The organism is Pseudomonas sp. MRSN 12121, assembly GCF_000931465.1.
Taxonomy (GTDB): domain Bacteria; phylum Pseudomonadota; class Gammaproteobacteria; order Pseudomonadales; family Pseudomonadaceae; genus Aquipseudomonas.
The window spans coordinates 4,021,196-4,038,482 of the sequence record NZ_CP010892.1 but is presented as its reverse complement, the minus strand read 5'-3'; the positions used below and the strand labels follow the sequence as shown (position 1 = coordinate 4,038,482).

Here is a 17,287-nt window from a genome sequence, read left to right as displayed (position 1 = left end):
TCGGTTGTTCCGGCCGACAGGCTGTGTGTAGCAGCTGCCGAGCCCTGGCGAGGCTGCGATCGGCCCGTAGGGCCGCCAAGCCTGGCGCCGCGTTGAACCTGGAAAAATGCGGTGTTCGGTTGGCGAGTCCTTCGGCCTCGATCGCAGCCTCGCTGGTGCTCGGCAGCGGCTACGGAGGCGGCGTTTCGGCAGGTGATTTCGTGGTGTTTTTGGCATCGATGCAAATCGGTTCTTCCGACCGACAGGCTTTGTGTAGCCGCTGCCGAGCCCTGGCGAGGCTGCGATCGGCCCGCAGGGCCGCCAAGCCTGGCGCCGCGTTGAATCTGGAAAAACGCGGTGTTTGGTTGGCGAGTCCTTCGGCCTCGATCGCAGCCTCGCTGGGGCTCGGCAGCGGCTACGGAGGCGGGGTTTCGGCAGATGATTTCGTGGTGTTTTGGCAGCGATGCAGATCGGTTGTTCGGGCTGCTGTGCTCGATGGGTTGAACAAAAGGCGCTTGCCCGGCAGCGGAATGCGGGCGCCTGGCGGCAAGAAAAGATAGAGTTGCGTCCGCTCGTGGGGCGGGCAAGCAGGTCGGGCTGTTCGAGTCGGGTTCGGGAGCCGCCGGCCAGTAGCGTCAAGGCCCCCTTGATCAGGAAGAGTGAACGGCTCAAGCAGCCCTGTCTTATGGAGAAGTTGAACAATGAGTCGCACCTGTATGGCGTCTGTCCAGGGAACTGGCGTGACGCGCCGACAGCGAAATCGATACGGTTCGTTCTGGGTGGCCCTGGTGTTGTCACTGTGCAGCACCGCCTGGGCTGCGCAGTCGAAGCAGGAGACGTCCTACATTCTCTTGCTCAAGGCCCAGGGCCTGGAGCGCGAGCAGTCCCTCGCAGAGGCCGCGGTCGCGGCGCGGGTGGCGATGGAGGCCGGCCGCAAGGAGGGCGTCAACGGCATCCGCGCGATGCTGGAGGGCGGCACCCTGCTAGTGAACGTGCTGTTCAAACAGGGGAAATACGCCGAAGCCCGTGCCGCCGCCGAAGAGCAGCTGGCGTATCAAGCCGCGTCGGCCGCCCAGGCGCCGGCGAGCAGTATTCGCGACTACCACGGCGTCGGGCTGCTGGGTGTGGCCATCGAGGCGAGCATGCTGGCAGGTGAACGGGCGCAGGTGACCCGCCTGCAGGAAAAACTCTTCACGTTGGCCAATCCCTATGCCGGGCTCTGGCGCCTGGCACCGGACGAGCCGCGTTTGCGCTATGAGCTTGCCGGCCTGGCGCTGCCGCTGCTGGTGGGGCAGTGGAAGCTGACGCAGTTCGAACCGGCCGCCAAGCGCGACGCCAGCGCTCGCGTGCGCTATACCCAGGCGCTGGCGAACGGTCCGCTCAGCGCCGAGATCACGGTGTATTACGACGAAACCCAGCGCGCACGCGATGCGACCCAGCGCCGGGAGGTACTCAATCGCTATCACGGAACGCCGGACAATCAGGCACGGGTGTCGGCGATGCCGGACCTGCCTTTCGACGGCCTGATGTCGACAAAGGGCGGAGCGCAGTGGGAGGACGAGGGCGAGGCGGTTTTCAAAGGGATCTGGACCGCACTCAACGGCGACTGGCGCCTGCAGGCGACCGTCGAGTTCAACGTGCAGGACGAGGCCCGGGCCCGGGAGCAGCTCGGCACCTTGTTCGCCACGCTGCGCTGGCAGGGCGAGCATCCGTTGTTCCGGGAGCGCACCCTGGCCGAGCAGGACCGGGAAATCGATCGGCTGTGGGCGATGCCCGGGGGCTGGCGCGAGGCCGGCGAGTTGGCGGAACAGGCGCTGCCCGACGGGTTCTTTGCCCTGGAAGTCGCCCGCCTGAATACCGTTGTCGGTGTATCACAGTACCGGCGCGGGGCCTTGGAGGACGCCCGTCGCTCGCTGGAACGGGCGCTTTCTGCCTGGCGGTACAACGGTGGCGATCCCGATGGCGGGCTCTACCAGACGGCGCTGGACCACGCCGCCGATATTGCCTACCGCCAGGGCCGCAACCGCGAGGCCGTCGCCTTGAACAGGGCCTTCCTCGAGTGGCAATACAGCGATGCCCTGTGGGGATGGCAGATGCCCGAAGGCACGGATGCCCTGGTCAACAGGGCGACGGGCATGCAGTTGCCGATGCGCGTGGGCACCTATCGCCTGAGCTATGGCGCCGCCAATCGTTTCTACTACGAGAATGTGCAGACCGGCGGGCAGTTGGGCCTGAGCGCGGGCCTGAAGGTGTCTGCCGACGATGAGCTCGAGTCGACGCTGCGGCGCTTCATGGCCGACACGCTGCACCTGCAGGCCGGACGTTTGCGCAAGGCCACGTTCGTGCCCCAATCGACCGGGCCCGAGGCCGCATCGGCCGTCGGCCGCAAATGGCTGTTCGAGGTCACCGGGCGGACAGGGGACGACACCGAGGCCGATGTGGACCCGCTCACCGGTGCCCAACGGCCAACGCCGACCGGCATGGCGTTCTGGGTCGTGGATCGCCAGGACCAGCGCGCGTTGCTGCGGGCACCGCTGCTGCGCACGGGCCAGACCGAGGCCGAGGCCAGCCGGATTGCCCAGGCGTTGTCCTGGTAACGGGCGGCGCCAGCGGGCGGCTCGGCGCAGGCCATGACGCCCCGCGCCGGCTAGTCCAAGCCCTGGGTCGCGGGCGGCACCGCGTAGTCCGATGACTGGCGCTCGGCGGCGAAGCGCAGGCTGGTCAGCAGCGCCGGCAGGCTCGGGTCGGGATGCGGTTCGTCGCGCCAGCACATGCCCAGCGAGCCGATCGCGTTCAGCTCGAACGCCAGCGGCACCACCAGCTTGCGCCGGGTGAAGTGCTCGGCCACACGCTCGGAAGCGATCGACAGCATGTCGCTGTATTGCAGCAGCCACAGGTTGCCGATCAGCGACGAGGACTCGATGCGATAGGGCAGCGGCCCCTGGCCGACGCTGGTCAGGGCCATGTCCAGCTTGCTGCGGATCGGCGTGCCCTGGGGCCAGACGATCCAGTCGTAGCCGCGCAGGTCCGGCCAGTCCAGATGTTCGCGCTCGGTCAGCGGATGGCCGGGGCGGCAGATTACCCGCATGGCTTCGTCATAGAGCAGTTCGCTGTGCAGGTTGCTGCGCGGCGCGTAGTTGTCCAGGCGGCCCACCACCAGGTCCAGTTGCCCCAGCTCCAGGCGGTCGAGCAGGTGGTTCATGGTGCCTTCGTGCAGTTCGACCTGGGCCCGGGGGTGGCCTTCGAGGAACTTCATGATCGCCGCCGGCACCAGGTTCGGCGCCGAGGCCGGCGAGGTGCCGATGGCCACCCGGTAGGAGCTGCCATCTTGCAGCGCGGCGAGGTTCTGCTGGGCGCGGTCCATCTCGCTTAATACCCGGCGCGCATGCCCCAGCAGCATCAGGCCCTGGAGCGTGGGCTTGAGGCCCCGGGCATGGCGCTCGAACAGCGGCGCGCCGACGTCGTCTTCCAGTTCCTTGAGCCATTTCGACAGCGCCGGCTGGGTGCTGAAGGTGACCCGCGCCGCCTCGCTGACGCTGCCGGTCTCTTCCAGGCTGACCAGCAATTGCAGGTGCTGCATGCGCAGGCGGCGGGTCCAGTCGGCGGCCATGGGTATACCTCTAGATGTATGGGTTGATCAGAAAATAGCATTATTCGCATATGCATGAGCCCGGAATAATCGCCCCGCACCACCTGAACAATTCCAACAAGACAGGGTGTAACCGCCATGCCAATGCCTTACCCGACTACCGTCCTGGGCGTGTCGCTGCTGGGCGCCAGCGCGCTGCTCCAGGCTCAGGACCAGGCCACCGCGGCCGGCCTGATCGAAGACAGCCACCTCAGGCTGACCAGCCGCAACTTCTACTTCAATCGCGATTTCCGCAGTGACCTGGGGCCCGCCAATGTGCGCGAGGAATGGGCCCAGGGCTTCATCCTCGACTTACGCTCCGGCTACACCCAGGGCGACGTCGGCGTCGGGGTGGATGCGTTCGGCATGCTCGGCCTGCGGCTCGATGGCAGCCGCCGGCGCTCGCCGCTAATGCTGATGCCCACCGACAGCCACGGCGATCCGCAGCGGCAGTGGGCCGAGGCAGGCGGTGCGCTGAAGCTGCGCTGGTCGGCCACCGAGCTCAAGTACGGCGACCTGATGCCCAGCAACCCGGTGTTCGCCATGGCCACGGCGCGGCTGTTGCCATCGTCCGCCCAGGGCCTGCAACTGCTCAGCGGCGAGTGGCCCGGGCTGAGCCTGGACGCAGGGCATTTCACCTCCGGCAACGGCGTCGACTCGACCAACCGCGACGGCCCGCTCAGCGCTTTCTACGCGCGCCTGGACGTGCGCCAGGTGGATTACCTCGGCGGTTTCTACCAGGCCACGCCGCGGCTCAAGCTCGGCGCGTTCAGCGCGGACTACCAGGACCTGTGGCAGCAGCATTTCGTCAGCGCCGACTATCGCTGGCCGATCGACGCGCGCCATACGCTGAGCCTGGCCCTGACCGGCTATCGCACCCGCGACAGTGGCAAGGCCCTGGCCGGGCCGATCGACAACCGCGCCTGGTCGGCCAGCCTCGCGTACGCCTTCGGCCCGCACAAGCTGACCCTGGCCCGGCAGGTGATCGAGGGCGACGAGCCGTTCGACTACCTGGGGTTCGGCGCCATGCCCGGCGATGCCATCGGTTTTCTCGCCAACAAGTCGCAGAACGCCGACTTCAACCTGCCCAACGAGCGTTCCTGGCAACTGCGCTATGACCTGAGCCTGGCCGAGTTCGGCGTGCCCGGGCTGAGCCTGATGGGGCGCTACCTGCGCAGTGCCGGCATCGACGGTTCGGGGTACGCCGGCGGCGCCTATCAGCGCTTCCAGGCGATCGACGACGGCAGCCGCTGGGAGCGCGACCTGGAGCTGCGCTACGTGGTGCAGAGCGGGCCGGCGCGCGACCTATCGCTGCGGGTGCGCCAGGCCACCCTGCGTTCCGATGCCGCGGTGCAGCGCGCGGACCTGCCGGACCTGGACGAATGGCGGGTCATAGTCGAGTACCCGCTGTCTTTCTGATGCCATGTGTTTTCGGGTATGGGTTGATCCATAAATACCATTATTCATGCATAGGTATCGGTTCGATAATCAGGCCACACAACCGGCAAGGGTGTCCCCATGAATAACAAGAGCGACGGGCTGCGCGCGGACTTCTACCAGCGCATCGATCAACACCACCTGTTCCCGCTGTGGGAGCAACTGCATAACCTGGTGCCCCGGGAACCGGCCGGCGCCTGCGTCGCCGCCCTGTGGCGCTACCGCGAATTGCGCCCCTACCTGAGCGAGGCGGGGCGGCTGATCTCGGCACAGGAGGCGGTGCGCCGCGTGCTGGTCCTGGAGAACCCGGCGCTGCGTGGCCAGGCGTCGATCACGTCGAGCCTGTATGCCGGCCTGCAACTGATCCTGCCCGGGGAGATCGCCCCCAGCCACCGCCACAGCCAGTCGGCCCTGCGCTTCGTGGTCGAGGGCCGCGGCGCGTTCACCGCGGTCAATGGCGAACGCGCCACCATGGAGCCGGGCGACTTCATCATCACCCCGTCCTGGACCTGGCATGACCACGGCAACCCCGGTGCGGCCGACGGCGGCGAGCCGGTGATCTGGCTCGACGGCCTGGACATTCCCCTGGTGCGTTTTTTCGATGCCGGCTTCGCCGAGAACGACGAGGTCGCGGAGCAACCGATCCTGCGTCCGGAAGGCAACAGCCTGGCGCGCTTCGGCATGAACATGCTGCCGGTGCGGCACCGGGTCGAATCGTCCACGTCGCCGATCTTCAGCTACCCCTACAGCCGCACCCGCGAGGCCCTGGACACGCTGCTGCGCCAGGAGCAGATCGACCCCTGGGACGGGGTCAAGCTGCGCTACGTCAACCCGGCCACCGGCGGCTGGCCGATGCCGACCATCGCCACCTTCATGCAGATCCTGCCGCGCGGCTTTCGCGGCCAGACCTACCGCGCCACCGATGCCAGCGTGTTCAGCGTGGTGGAGGGGCAGGGCAGCGTGTTCATCGGCGCCGAGCGCTTCGACTTCGAACCCCGCGACCTGTTCGTGGTGCCCAGCTGGGCGCCGGTGCGTTTCCAGTGCGAGCAGGAGTGCGTGCTGTTCAGCTTCTCCGACCGTCCGGTGCAGCAAGCGCTGGGCATCCTGCGCGAATCCCGCCAGACCCCTTGAACCTTCCAGCCCAGACTTTGGAGCCGACCATGACTTACGTCGTTACCCCGCCTGCCGTTACCGCGCTGCCGATCAATGGCAGCGACCAGAGCTTTCCCGTGCGCCGCGTCTACTGCGTGGGTCGCAACTACGCGGCCCACGCCCGGGAGATGGGCTTCGACCCGGACCGCGAGCCGCCGTTCTTCTTCTGCAAGCCGGCCGACGCCGTGGTGCCGGTCGGCAACGGCCAGACCCTGGAGCTGGCGTATCCCGCCGAGACCACCAACTACCACTATGAAATCGAGCTGGTGGTGGCCATCGGCAAGGGCGGGCGCGACATCGCCCTGGAGCGGGCCAACGAGCACGTCTGGGGCTACGCGGTGGGCCTGGACATGACCCGCCGCGACCTGCAGATGAAGGCCCGGGAAATGGGCCGGCCCTGGGAACTGGGCAAGGCCTTCGACCAGTCGGCGCCGATCGGCGCGCTGACCCCGGCCGCGCAACTGGCGGGCCTGGAACACGCGGCGATCTGGCTGCAGGTCGACGGGCAGGACAAGCAACGCAGCGACATCGACCAGCTGATCTGGTCGGTACCGGAAACCATTGCCTACCTGTCGCGTTTCTTCGAGCTGCAACCGGGCGACCTGATCATGACCGGCACTCCCGAAGGCGTCGGCCCGGTGGTGGCCGGCGAGCTGATGCTGGGGGGCATCGACTCCCTGGGCGAGCTGCGCGTGCGGGTTATCTGAACCTTCCTTCCTTGCTGATGCGGCCCGGGCGCCAGCCCTGGCCGCTGGAGTTCGAGCATGTCTTCCACTGATAACAACAACAGTGTGGATGTACAGGATTTCATTGACCGGCAGCCGGTGGCGCCGTTCCAGTGGCTGATTCTGCTGTTGTGCTTTCTGGTCACCGCGCTGGACGGGCTGGACACCGCCGCGGTGGGGTTCATCGCCCCGGCCCTGCGTGAGGAGTGGGGGCTGAGCCCGGCCCAGCTCAACCCGGTGCTGGGCGCGGCGCTGCTCGGGCTGATGCTCGGTGCCTTCGCCGCCGGGCCGCTGGCCGACCGCCTGGGGCGCAAGACCGTGTTGCTGGGCTCGGTGTTGTTCTTCGGTGGCTGGAGCGTCGCCGCGGCCTTCGCCAGCAACCTGGAAAGCCTCACTGTGCTGCGTTTTCTCACCGGCCTCGGGCTGGGCGGGGCGATGCCCAACGCCATCACCCTGACGTCCGAGTACTGCCCGCAACGGCGCCGCTCGCTGATGGTCACCAGCATGTTCTGCGGCTTCACCCTGGGCTCGGCCCTGGGCGGGGTGGTCGCGGCGCACCTGGTGCCGCTGCATGGCTGGCGCAGCGTATTGCTGCTGGGCGGGGTGCTGCCGTTGCTGCTGGTGCCGGTGCTGGTCTGGCTGTTGCCGGAGTCGGTGCGCTTCCTGGTGGTGCGCAAGCCCGGGCAGCACCAGCGGGTCGGTGCCATCCTGCGGCGCATCGGGCCGTTGCCCGCGGGCTGGAACGGCCGCTTCGACCTGGGCGACGCGGGAGTGGCGGGGGGCGCGGCGGTGTCGCCGGTGCGCCAGATCCTGCGCGGACCCCTGAGCCGCGGCAGCCTGCTGCTGTGGACGGCATTCTTCATGAGCCTGCTGATCATCTACCTGATGACCAACTGGCTGCCGCTGCTGATCAAGGACACCGGCCTGAGCCTGAGCCAGGCGGCACTGATCAGCGCGATGTTCCAGATCGGCGGCACGGTCGGCGCGGTGAGCCTGGGCGCCACCATGGATCGCCTCGACCCCTGGCGCGTGCTGACCCTGGCCTATGTGTGCGGCGCGGGGTTCCTCTGGGCCATCGGCCAGTACTACCAGTCGTTCTACCCGCTGGTGCTGTGCGTGGCCGGCATGGGCGCCTGCATCAGCGGTACCCAGGTCGGCGCCAACGCCCTGGCCTCGGCTTTCTACCCCACCGCCAGCCGCGCCACCGGGGTGGCCTGGGCCCATGGCGTCGGGCGTATCGGCTCGGTGACCGGGACCCTGGGCGGCGGCCTGATGCTCAGCCTGGGGTTGGGGTTCAACGACATCTTCAGCCTGCTGATGGCGCCGGCGCTGATCGCCGCCGGCGCGATGTACCTCATGGGCCGCCGTTATCGCCCGGCCCCGGCTGCGCCAGTCGAAGCTCCGGCGCAGCCCTGATTTCCCGTTCGATGTGCCAGGAGCGCAACCATGCAGCTTTACAGTTTCTTCAACAGTTCGACGTCGTATCGGGTACGTATCGCCCTGGCGCTCAAGGGCCTGGCGTTCGATTGCGTGCCGGTCAACCTGCGCGGCGGCGAGCAGCGCTCGGCGCAGTACCGCGCGCTCAACCCCAGCGCCAGCGTGCCGCTGCTGGTGACGGACGACGGGGTCAGCCTCGGCCAGTCGCTGGCGATCATCGACTACCTGGACCAGTTGCATCCCGCGGTGCGCCTGATTCCCCGCGAGCCGCTGGCGCGGGCGCGGGTGCTGGAAGTCGCCCAGCTGATCGGCTGCGACATCCACCCGATCAACAACCTGCGGGTGCTGGCCTATCTGCACGACCGGCTCGGGGTGAGCGTCGAGCAGAAGAACCAGTGGTACCGCCACTGGGCGGAACAAGGCATCGAGGCCCTGGAGAGCCTGTTGCAACGCCATGGCCACGGCTCGTTCTGCTTTGGCGAGCAGCCGACCCTGGCCGACTGCTGCCTGGTGCCCCAGGTGGCCAATGCGCTGCGCATGGGCTGCGACCTGGAGCGCTGCGAGCTGACCCTGGCGATCTACCGGCACTGCCTGGCGCAGCCGGCGTTCCAGCAGGCCGCCCCGGACCGGCAACCGGACTACATCCCCTGATTGCTCTTCCCGAGCGCATCGTTCCACAGAGGTAGCAGCAATGAACCACGCTAAAAAACAACAACAAGAAATCATCATCGTCGGCGGCGGCATCGGCGGCCTGGCCGCGGCGCTGGCCCTGACGCGCCAGGGGATCCGCGTGCAACTGCTGGAGCAGGCCGCGCAGATCGGCGAGATCGGCGCCGGCATCCAGCTCGGGCCCAACGCCTATGCCGCGCTGGATGCCCTGGGCGCCGGCGAGGCGGCGCGGCGGCGTTCGGTGTACACCGACCACATCGTGATGATGGATGCGGTGGATGCCAGCGAGGTGCTGCGCATCGACGTCGGCGCAGCGTTCCAGCGACGTTTCGGCAACCCCTACGGGGTGATTCACCGCGCCGACATCCACCGCTCGATCCTCGAGGCGGTGGAGCAGGACCCGCTGATCAGCTTCAAGACCTCGACCCGGATCAGCCACATGGACCTGCAAGGATCGCGCGTGGTGCTGGTCGACCAGCAGGGCCAGCGCTACGAGGCGGACGCGGTGGTCGGCTGCGACGGGGTCAAGTCGGTGGTGCGCGACCACCTGCTGGGCGATGCGCCGCGGGTCACCGGGCATGTGGTGTACCGCGCGGTGGTGGATCAACGGCAGATGCCCGAAGAGCTGCGGGTCAACGCCCCGGTGCTGTGGGCCGGCCCGCGGTGCCACCTGGTGCATTACCCGCTGCGCGGCGGCCAGCAGTACAACCTGGTGGTCACCTTCCATAGCCGCGAGCCGGAAGAGTGGGGCGTGCGCGATGGCAGCAAGGAAGAAGTGCTGTCCTACTTCCAGGGCATCCATCCGAGCCCGGCCCGGCTGCTGGACACTCCCGATTCCTGGCGCCGCTGGGCCACCGCCGACCGCGAGCCGGTGGAGCGCTGGGGCCAGGGCCACGCGACGCTGCTCGGCGACGCGGCCCACCCGATGAGCCAGTACCTGGCCCAGGGCGCCTGCATGGCCCTGGAGGACGCGGTGACCCTGGGCGAAGCGGTCAAGGCCTGCGGTCACGACCTGCAGGCGGCGTTCCGGTTGTACGAGTCGGTGCGGATCCCGCGGACCGCGCGGGTGGTCTGGTCGACCCGGGAAATGGGCCGGCTCTACCACGCCCAGGGCGTCGAGCGCAGCGTGCGCAACAGCCTGTGGCAGGGGCGCAGCCAGGCGCAGTTCTACGAGGCGGTGCAATGGCTGTATGGCTGGAATGTCGATAACTGCCTGGCGTAGGCGCTGCTGCGCTCCAGGGCGCAGCCCTTGGTCACGACCTTCTTGACCAGGCCGATCGCCAGCGCCTCGCGGGCTTTGCCGGCAGGGGAATGGCAGTGCAGGCGAGAGAGGGGAGCTACAGGTCGATCCGCTTTGGTCTTTGCCCGCAGATCGAGTCGTGGTCCTGATCAGGCTTGCCAGGTACCCGGGGGTATCTGGCAAGTGTTGCCAGCCGCGACAGCCAGGGGGTTCAACCCGTTGGCTGCCGGGCCGTTGCCGTTTTTTATGATTGGCGATTGGGCGCGTTACTTGATGCCCGACGACTTGCCACCGATATTGCTGCCGGTTCCCTGGCCGCCTTTACCGGTGCCGGTGCTGGTGCCGGGAATGTTCAGGCCGATACCCACCGAGCCATTGCCTTTGCCGTTGCCGGTGTTGCCGCTGATATTGCTCATGCCGTTGAAGCCACCACCGGTGACCACGGTCATTTCCTCTTGAGTGAGCGTGCGCATAGAGATTACTCCTTGGGTGTGGCGTGCCGGCCGTCTGCCGGCACGTCCGCTTCGGCCGGCCAATCCGGCCGAATGGGGTCGCAGGCCTTGTGGCTGCGCAGGCTGGCTGACGCGTCGACGACCTCGCGCGCCTGGCCGCCTTCGATTTCGATCACGCGATCCGCGCTCAAGATGGTTTCCGCGCGGTGCGCGACGATGATCCGGGTGATCGGCAATTCGGCGATGGCCGCGTTGACCCGCCGTTCGCAGTCGATATCCAGATGGCTGGTCGCCTCGTCCAATACCAGGATCGACGGTCGCCGGTACAACGCGCGCGCCAGCAGCACCCGTTGCCGCTGGCCGCCGGACAAGGCATCGCCCATATCGCCGACCAGGGTCTGGTAGCCCATCGGCATCGCGCCGATGTCGTGGTGGATCTGCGCCAGCCGTGCCACTTCTTCGATGCGGGCGCGGTCCGGTTCCGCGGCGAAGAAGCTGATGTTGTCCTCGATCGTGCCGGCGAAGAGGATGTCGTCCTGCATGACGCACGCGATCCTGTCTCGGTAGGCACGCGGGCCAATGGTCCGCAGGTCGACGCCGTCGACCAGCACGCAGCCTTCCTGCGGCGATACCAGCCCCAGCAGCAGCTTGGTCAAGGTGGACTTGCCTTGCCCCGAGGCGCCGACCAGCGCCAGCGATTCACCGGGGGCAACGGCAAATCCGCAGCCGTCGAGTATCCAGGGCTGGCTGTCGGCGTAGCGGTAGCGCACTCCACGCACTTCTATCCCAGGGGCCGGCTCGGTACGGGGGGCCACTGGGGCAGGACCGGCACCGCTCTGCGCTTCGACTTCGCTCAGTACGATGTCGGCGAGACGTTCGCCATGCAGGCGCAGTATGCGGATCTCGATCAGCGCATCGATCAGGCCCGAGGCACGGGTCATGAACTGGTCGGCATAGCTGATGAAGGCCATCAGCATGCCGGCGCTGAACCCGCCATCGAGCACCTGGCGCGCTGCGGCCCAGATCAGCACGACCCGCGACACGCCGATCAGCAGGTGCTGGAACGAGGAAAAGCAGATCGACAGGCGCTGGACCCTGACCTGGCGGTTCGCCGCATCGACGACCGCGTTGGCGTAGGCGTGGGTGCGTGGCTCCTGCTGGTTGGCGATTTTCAGCGCGCGGGCGCCACGGATTGACTCCAGCAGCAGGGTCTCGGCGCGCGCGGCATGCACCAGATGTTCTTCCTGCGCGTTGCGCAGCGGGCGGAACGCCAGGTAGCGCACCAGGGCGTAGGCGCAGAAGGAGGCCAGGATCCACCCGGCCAGCGTCGCTTCATAAGCGAACAGCACCGCCAGGGTGACCACGGCGAGGAGGCCATCGAGCAGCGTGCCGACGAAGCGCGAGGTGAGGGTGTGCTGGATCTCGTGGACCGCATTGAAGCGCGAGACCACATCACCGACATGGCGTTGTTCGAAGTAGCCGATCGGTAGTCTCAGCAGATGGGCGAACACCGCCGTGCTCCATTGCACGTTCAATTGGCTGGAGAAGCTGCTGAGGGCCCAGGCGCGCAACCCGTCGAACAGATTGTGAAACAGCGTGAGCAGCAGGAAACCGAGCGCCAGCAGCGACAGCAGATCGATATCCGCCGAGACCAGCACCTGGTCGACTACCCATTGCAGATAGAGCGGGGTCAGGATGCCGGCCATTTCGATCGCCAGCGACAGGGCGAGCATCAAGGCCAGGGCCTGCCCGATGCGGCTCACCTGGCCTATCAGTCTGCCCAGGGAAAGGACGGGTTTGTCGCCCACCGGTGCGAACGACGCCACCGGGTGCAGCTCCAGGGCGATGCCGGTGAAGCAGGGGGAGAGCTGGGCGAATGTCAGGCGTCGCAGGCCGCGCGCCGGATCGTGCACCACCACATGGTCACGGGCGACTTGCTTGAGGACGACGAAGTGATTCATCTCCCAATGGAGCATGCACGGCAGCGACAAATGCCTCAGCTCATCGAGTTCGAGGCGCAATGCCCGGGCACCCAGGCCCAGCTGAGCGGCATGAGCGACGAGGTCGTTCAGGCTGGCGCCGCGCACCGACGGCATGAAGCGGCGCCGCAGCCCGGCAAGGTCGGTGTCGTGCCCGTGATAGCAGGCAATCATGGCCAGGCAGGCGAGGCCACATTCCGCCATCTGGGCTTGCAGTATCAGCGGCAGGCGTTTGCGCCCGACGCCAGGCAGCTTGTCGAGAAGCTTCATCATGGCGGGCTTCCTGTGCGTGGGCAGGACGTTGGGTGCGGGGCTGGCTTCATTGGGCAAGGCGGCCGATGGCGTACAGCGGTTCGAACAGCCATTCGACCAGGCGTCGCCGCTCCAGCAGGATGTCGGCGTCGACCGCCATGCCCGCCCGCAGGCGCTCGCTGCGTCCGTAAGCGTCGATGTCCTGCCGGTCGGGGGCGACGATGACCCGGTAATGCTGGCCCTGCACCGCAGGATTGCCGGTAAGCGCTGCGACATCGCGCGCAGACAGCGCAGTACGGGAGACGTCGATCACCCGGCCGTACTGCAGGCCGAATTTCTGGAAGGGATAAGCCTGGTAGCGGAGCACGACCCGATCGCCTTCGCGGACAAAGCCGATCGCCCGGCTCGGGACGAACAACCGCGCTTGCAGCTGCGAGTCTTTGGGCAGCAAGGCGACCAGCGTCTCGCCACTGGCGACGGCGCGCCCGGGAATGGCCAGCAGCGCGGCGACAGTGCCGGACTGCGGGGCGCGCAGCAGGGTTTCGCGCTGCTCCTGGTTGGCGGCGATCTGCTGGTTGAGCTGGTTGAGCTGGCGTTCGATATCGCGCTGTCGCAGATCGGCCGCGATGGGCGCCTCTCTCAGTTGCTGACGGGCGCTGGCCAGTTTCTGCTCGACCTCGAGCCGGCGGCTGGTGGCTTCCCGAACCCGGACTTGCGCCTCGAGTACCGTGGCTTGCTCGTCGGCGAGCCGGCCGTCCGAGACAAATCCCTTGTCGCGCAAGGTACGCCAGCGGGCGAGCTTTTCCCGTGCCAGATCGGCCTGCTGGCGGCGCTGGGCAATCTCGTGAGTGGCTTCAAGCCGTTGCCCTTCGAGCAAGGCGATGCGTGCCTGCAACTCGTGGACCACGCCCAGGGCGAGCGCCGATTGGGCGCCCAGGTCGAGTTCCAGGGTTGCCCGTTGCTGGCGCAGGCGACGGGCGATGAGCGCGCGGGTTTCACCCAGTTCGGTGGCAACTTCAGTGGATACTGCAAGCAAGGGCGCGTCGCGCTCGACCTGCTGGCCGTCCTGCACGAAGACATGGGTCACCACACCTGCGGTCGCAGGCACGACGTTCAGCACGCCTTGTTCCGGCAACAGGTCGCCGGTGGCGCGTTCCCGGGCGGTATAGCTGCCGTTGTAGAGAAACATCGCCACACTTACGACGAACAGCAGCGCGGCCGCGGCCAGTAACCGGTGATGTACGCCGACATACAGCGCGACGCCGCCCAGGGTGCTGCGCCGATTCGCGTGCAGCGCCTCCTGGCGGTAAAGCGTACCGCTCATGCAGCTGCCCGGTGTTTCGCGCAGGGACCGGCGAGGATCCCGTAAAGGAATGAGCGATGCATGTCGATCCGGCCAAAAAAAGGGCGAACAGTCTTGCTCCGCCTAATGTTTGGCGTAAATCAGACTCATCCTGTTTAAGGCTGGAAGTGTCCCTTTCATTTGGCGCTTGAGCTGGCGCCTTCGTCAGTCCTTGGAAACCGCCACGGTGCCGGCATTGTCACGCTCATGCCGTGGCGCCTGTGCTGTTGACGGCGGGTTGTCGAACCAGCGCGGCCAGGAGCTGCGATGGCGGTTGCCGACCTCCACGCAGGGAATCAGGCGCTGGCTGAGCACTGCGCTCTGGCCCACCGCCTTGGCGGTGCGGTACTTGACGCTGTGGATGCATTCGCGGTCGCCGAACTCGCAGCGGTTGAGCGAGGTGCCGCCGCAGGGGCCGTTGGCCAGCCCCTTGGGGCAGGTCTCGGGGCAGATGTAGAGGGTGTCTTCGAGGCGGCAGCTGCCGCAGGTGTCGCAGCCCAGCAGGGGCCGTTTCAGGCCGCGTTCCAGGCGATGCAGCCAGAGCGCGCCGGTTGTGCTCGACCACAGGGGGCGGCGCACCGCCCAGCCGAAGGCGCGGCTGGTCCAGGTGCTGCGGTCGAACAGCAGCGAGTGCATGCCGTGGAGCAGGTGATAGCGCGCTCGTTCCCTGGGCGAAGCGCCGACCCGGGACTCCCCCAGCTGCCAGTTCGCTTCGACCGGGTGGAAGCTCACCGGGCCCAGCCCGGGCATCCGCCAGGCGGCGTCCCAGGCCGCGCGCCACTGCTCCAGCGACGGTACGCGAGGCTGCCAGGCATTGATGGCCTGTTCCAGCGCGAGCAATTGGTCCAGGTCATGGATGCCCGACAGGTTGATGCCGGCGTAGCCCATCAGTTTCAGGCCGATCGCTTGCAGGGCCAGGCGCTCGATGCTGCGTTCCCGGGCGTAGTGCTTGGAGACGGCCGCCTCGGCGTCCACCAGGGCGCGCATGGAGGGCGTGACCACCACGCCCGCCACCTGGTCGAGCATCCTCGCGCGGCCCTGGGTCAGGGCCAGGATGCAGGCGATCAGCGGCTTGGGGTTGGGCTGGCGGTTCATCCAGGCGATGGCTTCGAGGTGTTTTTGCGCGTCGAAGCCCAGTTGCAGCATGAAACAGTCGGCGCCGGCCGCGAGCTTCTTCTCGGCCTTGAAATACTGCGCGCCGCCTTCTTCCTCGCGGTACTTGAAGGGGTTCAGCGCGGCCGCCAGCCACCAATGGGGGCGGGCCTGGCGCACGCTCTGCAGGGCGGCGACCGATTCCAGGTAGCGCACCGGGCGCTGGCCGGGCCGATGGCCGGACAGACGGTCGCCGGTGAGCAACAGGAGTTGCTGCACCCCGGCCGCGTCCATCAGCGGCAGTTGCGCGAGCAGGTCCTGGCGTTCGCGGTCCTTGCCGGAAAAATGCAGCAGCGCCGGAACGGGCTGCCCGAGACTGCGAAAGGCCTCCAGCGGCGACATCTCCAGCGGGTTGCCGACGCGGTCGGCGATGGCCAGGGTCAAGGGCCAGTCGCACAGTTGCGAGCGGGCCATGAGCGCTTCGACGGCGGCGAACCGCCGGGCGTCGGGCTTGGGCACGAATTCCAGGATGCAGACGAAGCTTTGCTCGCTCAGCGCCTTGTTCAGCAGGGTCATGGGGCGGGACACCGGTTCAGGTCAGAGGGCGATTCTGCAGCAGGCGGCGCCGGCGCGCCTGTCCGAATGCGCAGGGAATTGCTCTGAAAGAGACATGCGCGACGGCGCCGCTGGCTGTTTGCCGCGCGGGCGCCGTTGCTTGGGCGTAGCGCTCAGCGAGCGTCGGCGGTTTCGCCAGCCTGCGCGCCCGCGGCGGTTTTTCCCAGGTTGGCGTCGTAGGCCCGTTGCGCCGCGGTGATCGCTTCGATATTGGCCTCCGACCAGTCGATCAGCACGCGCAGGGATTGCGACAGGGTGGTGCCCAGCGGCGTCAGCGCGTATTCGACGGTGACCGGCACCGTGGCGAACACCGTGCGGCTGACCAGCCCGTCGCGCTCCAGGCGCTTGAGGGCCTGCGACAGGACCTTTTGCGACAGACCCTCGATCTGCCGGAGCAGGGCGTTGAAGCGCCAGGTCCGTTGCTGCAGCAGGCCGAGGATCAGCACCGTCCACTTGTCGGCGATCCGGTCCAGCACGCAACGGGTCGGGCACTGGGCGGCGTAGGGGTTCCAGTGGGCGGGGGCATTCATGGGCAGGTTTCCTCGAGGTAACCAAGTGGGCCGGGGGTGCGTTCTTCTCGACGCCAGGTCGAGCCCCTATAGTTTCTTGCGGAAACCAGGTGGCGGGAAGATACCGATCTTGCGGATTTGCCTGGTTACGCTCAACCCGTTCTGCATTTTTCTGTAAGGAATCGACCCATGACCACCGTTGCGATTGTGTTTTTCAGCGGCTACGGCCACACCACCAAGCAGGCCGAAGCCGTGCTCGAAGGCGCCGCCTCCAGCGCCGGGACCCAGGCCAGGCTCTATCAGATCGATGCCAACGGCGACCTGCCGGAAAGCGCCTGGACCGAGATCGGCAACGCCGACGCGATCATCTACGGCAGCCCCACCTACATGGGCGGCCCGGCCTGGCAGTTCAAGAAGTTCGCCGATGCCAGTTCCAAGTCCTGGTTCGGCCAGGCCTGGAAGAACAAGGTGGCGGCGGGGTTCACCAACTCCGCCTCGGTCAACGGCGACAAGTTCTCGACCATCCAGTATTTCTGGACGCTGTCGCAGCAGCACGGGCAGGTCTGGGTCGGCACCGGCCTGTTGCCGGCCAACACCAAGGCCCATGGCCCGGCCGATGTGAACTGGACCGCGGGCTTTGGCGGCGCGCTGGCGGTTTCGCCGTCCGATGCCTCGCCTGACGAAGCACCACGTGCCGGTGACTTGCAGACCGCCGTGCTGCTGGGCAAGCGGGTCGCCGAGTTCGCCGCGCGCCTGGCGTGACCTGTCCCCCCTGCGGC

At 67.4% G+C, this 17,287-nt stretch carries 15 protein-coding genes; 9 read left to right on the top strand and 6 right to left on the bottom strand.

The window, feature by feature from the left end; genetic code table 11:
• Positions 1-92 precede the first annotated feature (92 nt).
• Positions 93-539, top strand: a complete 447-nt coding sequence (locus tag TO66_RS33410) for a hypothetical protein (RefSeq protein WP_156162080.1) — start codon at positions 93-95, stop codon at positions 537-539.
• Positions 540-767: 228 nt separating this feature from the next.
• Positions 768-2,576: a hypothetical protein gene (locus TO66_RS18380; protein WP_156162079.1), complete on the top strand. Its 1,809-nt coding sequence runs from the start codon at positions 768-770 to the stop codon at positions 2,574-2,576.
• Between the two features lie 50 nt (positions 2,577-2,626).
• On the opposite strand, the gene TO66_RS18375 is transcribed toward TO66_RS18380, so the two are convergent.
• Positions 2,627-3,589, bottom strand: a complete 963-nt coding sequence (locus TO66_RS18375; protein ID WP_044463609.1) for a LysR substrate-binding domain-containing protein — start codon at positions 3,587-3,589, stop codon at positions 2,627-2,629.
• Positions 3,590-3,706: 117 nt separating this feature from the next.
• Here TO66_RS18375 and TO66_RS18370 point away from each other — a divergent pair, with 117 nt between their 5' ends.
• From TO66_RS18370 to TO66_RS18345, 6 genes are all read left to right on the top strand, one after another.
• A complete protein-coding gene (locus TO66_RS18370; RefSeq protein WP_044463608.1) occupies positions 3,707-5,026 on the top strand; it encodes an OprD family porin in 1,320 nt (439 codons plus the stop codon).
• 99 nt (positions 5,027-5,125) lie between these two features.
• Complete coding sequence (gene gtdA, locus TO66_RS18365; protein WP_044463607.1) at positions 5,126-6,175, top strand: gentisate 1,2-dioxygenase; 1,050 nt, start codon at positions 5,126-5,128, stop codon at positions 6,173-6,175.
• 29 nt (positions 6,176-6,204) lie between these two features.
• Entirely contained in the window at positions 6,205-6,903 is a 699-nt protein-coding gene (locus TO66_RS18360; RefSeq protein WP_044463606.1) for a fumarylacetoacetate hydrolase family protein, read from the top strand.
• A 57-nt stretch (positions 6,904-6,960) separates the two neighbouring features.
• A complete protein-coding gene (locus TO66_RS18355) occupies positions 6,961-8,337 on the top strand; it encodes an aromatic acid/H+ symport family MFS transporter (protein ID WP_044463605.1) in 1,377 nt (458 codons plus the stop codon).
• Positions 8,338-8,367: 30 nt separating this feature from the next.
• Complete coding sequence (gene maiA / locus TO66_RS18350; protein ID WP_044463604.1) at positions 8,368-9,009, top strand: maleylacetoacetate isomerase; 642 nt, start codon at positions 8,368-8,370, stop codon at positions 9,007-9,009.
• 40 nt (positions 9,010-9,049) lie between these two features.
• Positions 9,050-10,249, top strand: coding sequence for a 3-hydroxybenzoate 6-monooxygenase (locus tag TO66_RS18345; protein ID WP_044463603.1), 1,200 nt, complete (start codon positions 9,050-9,052; stop codon positions 10,247-10,249).
• Between the two features lie 284 nt (positions 10,250-10,533).
• On the opposite strand, the gene TO66_RS18340 is transcribed toward TO66_RS18345, so the two are convergent.
• The 5 genes from TO66_RS18340 to TO66_RS18320 form a co-directional block, all read right to left on the bottom strand.
• Positions 10,534-10,740, bottom strand: a complete 207-nt coding sequence (locus TO66_RS18340; protein WP_044463602.1) for a hypothetical protein — start codon at positions 10,738-10,740, stop codon at positions 10,534-10,536.
• A 5-nt stretch (positions 10,741-10,745) separates the two neighbouring features.
• Positions 10,746-12,968 (bottom strand): peptidase domain-containing ABC transporter, encoded by a 2,223-nt coding sequence (locus TO66_RS18335; protein WP_082061172.1) that lies wholly within the window; start codon positions 12,966-12,968, stop codon positions 10,746-10,748.
• 49 nt (positions 12,969-13,017) lie between these two features.
• Positions 13,018-14,274: an HlyD family secretion protein gene (locus tag TO66_RS18330; RefSeq protein WP_044463601.1), complete on the bottom strand. Its 1,257-nt coding sequence runs from the start codon at positions 14,272-14,274 to the stop codon at positions 13,018-13,020.
• A gap of 183 nt (positions 14,275-14,457) precedes the next feature.
• A complete protein-coding gene (locus tag TO66_RS18325) occupies positions 14,458-15,960 on the bottom strand; it encodes a methylenetetrahydrofolate reductase C-terminal domain-containing protein (RefSeq protein WP_044463600.1) in 1,503 nt (500 codons plus the stop codon).
• 152 nt (positions 15,961-16,112) lie between these two features.
• Positions 16,113-16,529: a helix-turn-helix domain-containing protein gene (locus TO66_RS18320; RefSeq protein ID WP_044463599.1), complete on the bottom strand. Its 417-nt coding sequence runs from the start codon at positions 16,527-16,529 to the stop codon at positions 16,113-16,115.
• A 168-nt stretch (positions 16,530-16,697) separates the two neighbouring features.
• On the opposite strand from TO66_RS18320, the gene TO66_RS18315 reads away from it, so the two are divergent.
• On the top strand, positions 16,698-17,270 hold the full coding sequence (locus tag TO66_RS18315; protein ID WP_044463598.1) for a flavodoxin family protein: 573 nt from the start codon (positions 16,698-16,700) through the stop codon (positions 17,268-17,270).
• Positions 17,271-17,287 lie beyond the last annotated feature (17 nt).

Excerpts from the sequence above, each read along its gene's own strand:
- TO66_RS18375 (WP_044463609.1), bottom strand. The coding sequence starts at position 3,589 with ATGGCCGCCGACTGGACCCGCCGCCTGCGCATGCAGCACCTGCAATTG.
- TO66_RS18370 (WP_044463608.1), top strand. The coding sequence starts at position 3,707 with ATGCCAATGCCTTACCCGACTACCGTCCTGGGCGTGTCGCTGCTGGGC.
- gtdA (WP_044463607.1), top strand. The coding sequence starts at position 5,126 with ATGAATAACAAGAGCGACGGGCTGCGCGCGGACTTCTACCAGCGCATC.
- TO66_RS18360 (WP_044463606.1), top strand. The coding sequence starts at position 6,205 with ATGACTTACGTCGTTACCCCGCCTGCCGTTACCGCGCTGCCGATCAAT.
- TO66_RS18355 (WP_044463605.1), top strand. The coding sequence starts at position 6,961 with ATGTCTTCCACTGATAACAACAACAGTGTGGATGTACAGGATTTCATT.
- maiA (WP_044463604.1), top strand. The coding sequence starts at position 8,368 with ATGCAGCTTTACAGTTTCTTCAACAGTTCGACGTCGTATCGGGTACGT.
- TO66_RS18345 (WP_044463603.1), top strand. The coding sequence starts at position 9,050 with ATGAACCACGCTAAAAAACAACAACAAGAAATCATCATCGTCGGCGGC.
- TO66_RS18340 (WP_044463602.1), bottom strand. The coding sequence starts at position 10,740 with ATGCGCACGCTCACTCAAGAGGAAATGACCGTGGTCACCGGTGGTGGC.
- TO66_RS18335 (WP_082061172.1), bottom strand. The coding sequence starts at position 12,968 with ATGAAGCTTCTCGACAAGCTGCCTGGCGTCGGGCGCAAACGCCTGCCG.
- TO66_RS18330 (WP_044463601.1), bottom strand. The coding sequence starts at position 14,274 with ATGAGCGGTACGCTTTACCGCCAGGAGGCGCTGCACGCGAATCGGCGC.
- TO66_RS18325 (WP_044463600.1), bottom strand. The coding sequence starts at position 15,960 with ATGACCCTGCTGAACAAGGCGCTGAGCGAGCAAAGCTTCGTCTGCATC.
- TO66_RS18320 (WP_044463599.1), bottom strand. The coding sequence starts at position 16,529 with ATGAATGCCCCCGCCCACTGGAACCCCTACGCCGCCCAGTGCCCGACC.
- TO66_RS18315 (WP_044463598.1), top strand. The coding sequence starts at position 16,698 with ATGACCACCGTTGCGATTGTGTTTTTCAGCGGCTACGGCCACACCACC.